The 4,764-nt window shown below is 71.3% G+C and carries 4 protein-coding genes; all 4 read left to right on the forward strand.

What is annotated here, in order from left to right:
* Positions 1–2,744: transcription-repair coupling factor (gene mfd, locus PV363_RS15970; RefSeq protein WP_301022846.1), on the forward strand; the 2,744-nt coding region annotated here is incomplete at its 5' end.
* A gap of 77 nt (positions 2,745–2,821) precedes the next feature.
* Positions 2,822–3,265: a Fur family transcriptional regulator gene (locus tag PV363_RS15975; RefSeq protein WP_220343655.1), complete on the forward strand. Its 444-nt coding sequence runs from the start codon at positions 2,822–2,824 to the stop codon at positions 3,263–3,265.
* 105 nt (positions 3,266–3,370) lie between these two features.
* Complete coding sequence (locus tag PV363_RS15980; RefSeq protein WP_220343656.1) at positions 3,371–4,039, forward strand: hypothetical protein; 669 nt, start codon at positions 3,371–3,373, stop codon at positions 4,037–4,039.
* Positions 4,036–4,764 (forward strand): MazG family protein (locus PV363_RS15985; RefSeq protein ID WP_301022847.1); only part of this gene is annotated, 729 nt, incomplete at its 3' end. The genes PV363_RS15980 and PV363_RS15985, both read left to right, overlap by 4 nt.

Genomic DNA, 4,764 nt, shown 5'->3' on the forward strand with positions numbered 1-4,764 from the left:
CCGCCCTCGTCGACGGGATGGAGCTGCTGGTCGACCTGCTTCCCCAGGACGCGACGGTCCTGGTCTGCGACCCCGAGCGGGTCCGTACCCGCGCCCACGACCTGGTCGCGACGAGCGAGGAGTTCCTCGCAGCCTCGTGGGCGGCCGCGGCCGGTGGTGGCAAGGCTCCCGTCGACCTCGGCGCCGCCGCGTTCTGGTCTCTTGCCGACGTCCGCCAGCACACGCTGGGGTCCGGACGGGCGTGGTGGTCCACCTCGCCGTTCCTGCTCGACGACGATCGCCCGACTGCTGAGACGGGCGAGCCCGACGAGTTCGCACGGATCGACGTCGACGGCGTCAACCTGCCGTTCGTGGCGACTCCGTCCTATCGCGGCGAGGTCGAACGCTCCCTCGTCGATCTCAAGGGCTGGCTGTCGGACGGCACGCGCGTCGCGCTGGTGACCCCCGGCGAGGGGCAGGCGGCGCGCAGCGTGGAGGTGCTCGGCGAGCACGACATCCCCGCACGCTTCCACCCGACGGTCACGGTCGACGACCTCACGCCGCACGTCGTCCACGTCATGTGCGGTGACATCGACCACGGGCTCGTCGCGGAGGGCATCGGCCTGGTCGTCCTCACGCAGGACGACATCGTCGGCCAGACCGCCGCGGCTCCGCGCGACGACCGCAAGATGCCCTCGCGCCGCAAGAAGCAGATCGACCCGCTCGAGCTCACGCCCGGCGACTACGTGGTCCACGAGCAGCACGGTGTCGGCAAGTACGTCGAGATGATGCAGCGCACCGTCCAGGGAGCGGTCCGCGAGTACCTCGTCATCGAGTACGCCGCCTCCAAGCGCGGGCAGCCGCCGGACCGTCTCTTCGTGCCGACCGACCAGCTCGACCAGGTGACGCGCTACGTCGGCGGCGAGCAGCCGTCGCTCGACCGGCTCGGCGGCGCGGACTGGAACAAGCGCAAGTCGCGCGCCCGCAAGGCGGTCAAGCAGATCGCCGGCGAGCTCATCAAGCTGTACGCCGCGCGGCAGGCGACGCAGGGCCACGCCTTCACCAAGGACACGCCGTGGCAGCGGGAGCTCGAGGACGCCTTCCCGTACCACGAGACACCCGACCAGCTCGCGACGATCGACGAGGTCAAGCGCGACATGGAGCGTCCCGTGCCCATGGACCGGCTGGTCTGTGGCGACGTGGGGTACGGCAAGACCGAGATCGCGGTGCGTGCGGCGTTCAAGGCGATCCAGGACGGCATGCAGGTGATCGTCCTCGTCCCGACGACGCTGCTCGTCCAGCAGCACTTCGCGACGTTCGCCGAGCGCTACGCCCAGTTCCCCGTGACCCTCAAGGCGCTGTCGCGCTTCCAGACCGAGAAGGAGTCCAAGGAGGTCCTCGACGGACTCGCCGACGGCTCGGTCGACATCGTGATCGGCACCCACCGGCTGCTGCAGAAGGGCGTGAAGATCCCCAAGCTCGGCCTCGTCGTCGTCGACGAGGAGCAGCGGTTCGGCGTCGAGCACAAGGAGGCGCTCAAGACGCTGCGGGCCGCCGTCGACGTGCTGGCGATGTCGGCGACCCCGATCCCGCGCACGCTGGAGATGGCGGTGACGGGCATCCGTGAGATGTCGACGATCCAGACCCCGCCCGAGGAGCGGCACCCGGTGCTCAGCTTCGTCGGGCCGTACGAGGACCGGCAGGTCGTCGCCGCGATCCGGCGCGAGCTGCTGCGCGACGGACAGGCGTTCTACATCCACAACCGCGTCAACTCGATGGACAAGGCCGTCAAGCGGTTGAAGGACCTGGTGCCCGAGGCCCGCATCGCGATGGCGCACGGTCAGATGGGCGAGCACCAGCTCGAGCAGATCATGGTCGACTTCTGGGAGAAGAAGTATGACGTGCTGGTCTGCTCGACGATCGTCGAGTCGGGGCTCGACGTGTCCAACGCCAACACCATGATCGTGGAGCGGGCCGACATGCTCGGACTCTCGCAGCTGCACCAGCTCCGAGGGCGCGTCGGGCGGTCGCGCGAGCGGGCGTACGCGTACTTCCTCTATCCGGCGGAGAAACCGCTCACCGAGACCGCGCACGAGCGCCTGTCCACCATCGCTCAGCACTCCGAGCTCGGTGGCGGCATGGCGATCGCGATGAAGGACCTCGAGATCCGCGGCGCGGGCAACCTGCTCGGCGGCGAGCAGTCCGGGCACATCGCCGACGTCGGGTTCGACCTCTACGTGCGGCTGGTCGGCGAGGCCGTCGCGGAGTTCCGCGGCGACCAGGGCGAGGACGTGCGCGAGGTCAAGCTCGAGCTTCCCGTCGACGCCCACCTGCCGCACGACTACGTCCAGAGCGAGCGGCTGCGGCTGGAGATGTACAAGCGGCTCGCCGACGTGCGCTCCGCCGCCGAGGTGGCCGAGGTCCGCGACGAGCTGGTCGACCGGTACGGCGAGCCGCCGGCCGCCGTCGACGCGTTGCTCGGTGTGGCCAGGCTGCGGGTGCGGGCCCGCGACGCCGGGATCTCCGAGCTCACCGTGGCCGGCAACAACATCCGCATCGCGGGGGTGGAGCTCCCCGAGTCGCGGCAGATGCGCCTCAAGCGGGTCTATCCGGGCTCCGTCGTCAAGGCCACGGCGCAGCTCCTGCTGGTGCCGCGCCCCAAGACGAAGCCGGTCGGAGGCCAGCCGCTGCGCGACGCCGAGCTCATGGACTGGTGCCGCACGCTGATCGACACGGTCATCGCTCCGGCGCCGGCAGCGGCCTGACCGACGGCCAACATCTCGGTCATCTCGGTCATCTCGCCCCGGTTGCACGATCTCGGACATGGGACGACCGTGGAGAGATGCCATCGACCCAGGTCTGGGACGCCGCGGCTGCCCTCAGGAAGGTTGGGCTGAGGGTCACACGCCAGCGGCTCGCCGTCCTCGATGCCCTTCGAGACCGCCCGCACGCCAGTGCCGACACGCTCACCACCGTGACCCGAGAAGCGCTCGGATCGGTGTCGGTCCAGGCCGTGTACGACGTCCTGGCTGCCTGCGCGGAGCACGGGCTCGTCCGTCGGATCCAGCCTGCGGGCTCTCCGGCGCTCTTCGAGGCCCGCACGCAGGACAACCACCACCACCTCGTGTGCGTGTCCTGCGCGAAGATCGCCGACGTCGACTGCGTGTCCGGCGAGGCGCCGTGCCTCATCCCCGACGACGCTCAGGGCTTTGCCGTCTCCGCGGCCGAGGTCGTGTTCTGGGGGACCTGCCCCGACTGCGCGACGGCGGCGGCCTCGCCCCAGTGAGGCCCCAGACCGCCGTGCAGCGGCAGATCGGCGCGCTCTAGGCTGTCGTCTGCCGCGTGTGTTCCGTGTCACGTGGCTGCCGCCGCCCGAGAGGAACGTCCCCGCATGCTCCGTCGCCTTTCGTCCCGCCCGCTCCTCGCCGCCGTCGCCGGCGCGTTCGTGCTCGCCGGGTGCGGCGGCGTCCATCCGGGTGACGCCGTGGTCGTCGGCGACGAACGGCTCTCGATGAGCAAGCTCGACGCGCTGGCCGACGCGGGCTGCGCCTACCTCGCGACGGCGGCCGCGTCCCAGGGTTCGGAGGCGCCCAGCCAGGGAGCCGTCCGGCAGATCCTCGTCACGCAGGAGCTTCAGCTCGCCGGGTCGCGTCTCCTGAGTGAGGAGCTCGACCTCGACGTCCCGCGGTCGCGGTGGGCGCTCGGCGCGGAGGATCTCGAGCAGCTCGAGACGATGTTCCGGGGCCGCGCCGACGACGTCCAGGAGATCCTCGAGCGTGACTTCGAGAGCCAGGCCCTGCGTACGGCGATCGGCGCCGACGTCACTGGCACGGCAGTGACCCAGGAGAACACCGAGCAGCTGCTGCAGAGCGGGACCGAGGCCGTCGTCGAGGAGCTGCGGCGGGTTGACGCGACCGTCGACCCGCGGTTCGGCCTCGACGCCGAGGGGCAGCCGGACCCCGGCCTCAGCCTGTCGGCGTCGCGCGAGCAGCTCGCCCAGGAGGACCCCGCCACGGTGCCCGCCAACCAGCGCTGCCGCGGCGTAGAGTCGAGCGAGTGAGGATCCTCGTCACCAGCCCCCGCGTCGCTCCCGGACTGATGACGCTGGCGGCGTGGGACGCCGTGCGCGAGGCCGGTCGGGTGATCGCCGCGGACACCGACGATCCGACCGTCGAGGCGGTCCGACACGCGGGCTTCACCGTCGAGCCGGCGCCCCCCGGTCCTGTCGACACCTCCGCCGAGCAGGGCTCGACGCTCTGGATCGCACCCACCGGCGACGTCGCCTGGGCCCGCCGCCTCGCCGACTCGCTCGTCTCCGCGGCGGGCGGAGGCGTGGACGCCCCGGGCGAGGTCGAGGTGGTCTTCGGGTCGTACGACCTGCCGGGTGCCCGCCTGCTCGACCTGGTCGCGGTCATGGACCAGCTCCGCGTCGAGTGCCCGTGGACGCGCGAGCAGACCCACGCCTCTCTCCAGCACTACCTCCTCGAGGAGGCGTACGAGGTGCTCGACGCCCTCGACCGGGGCGACACCGACGAGCTCCGGGAGGAGCTGGGCGACCTCCTCATGCAGGTCGTCTTCCACGCTGCCGTCGCCGCTCGACCGGGTGACGCCTCGGACTCGTCCAGCGGCCCCGACGGCTGGGACATCGACGACGTCGCCGCGGGGATCGTCGACAAGCTGGTACGGCGCAACCCGCACGTCTTCGCCGACGGTGACGCGGCGACGCCCGAGGAGGTCGATGCGGCGTGGCAGCGGCTCAAGGCCACCGAGAAGCAGCGCAGCCCC

The organism is Mumia sp., assembly GCF_028803055.1.
GTDB lineage: Bacteria > Actinomycetota > Actinomycetes > Propionibacteriales > Nocardioidaceae > Mumia.

Bases quoted from the DNA above. Each gene is read 5' to 3' on its own strand.
- PV363_RS15980 (WP_220343656.1), top strand. From the start codon at position 3,371: ATGCTCCGTCGCCTTTCGTCCCGCCCGCTCCTCGCCGCCGTCGCCGGC.
- PV363_RS15975 (WP_220343655.1), top strand. From the start codon at position 2,822: ATGCCATCGACCCAGGTCTGGGACGCCGCGGCTGCCCTCAGGAAGGTT.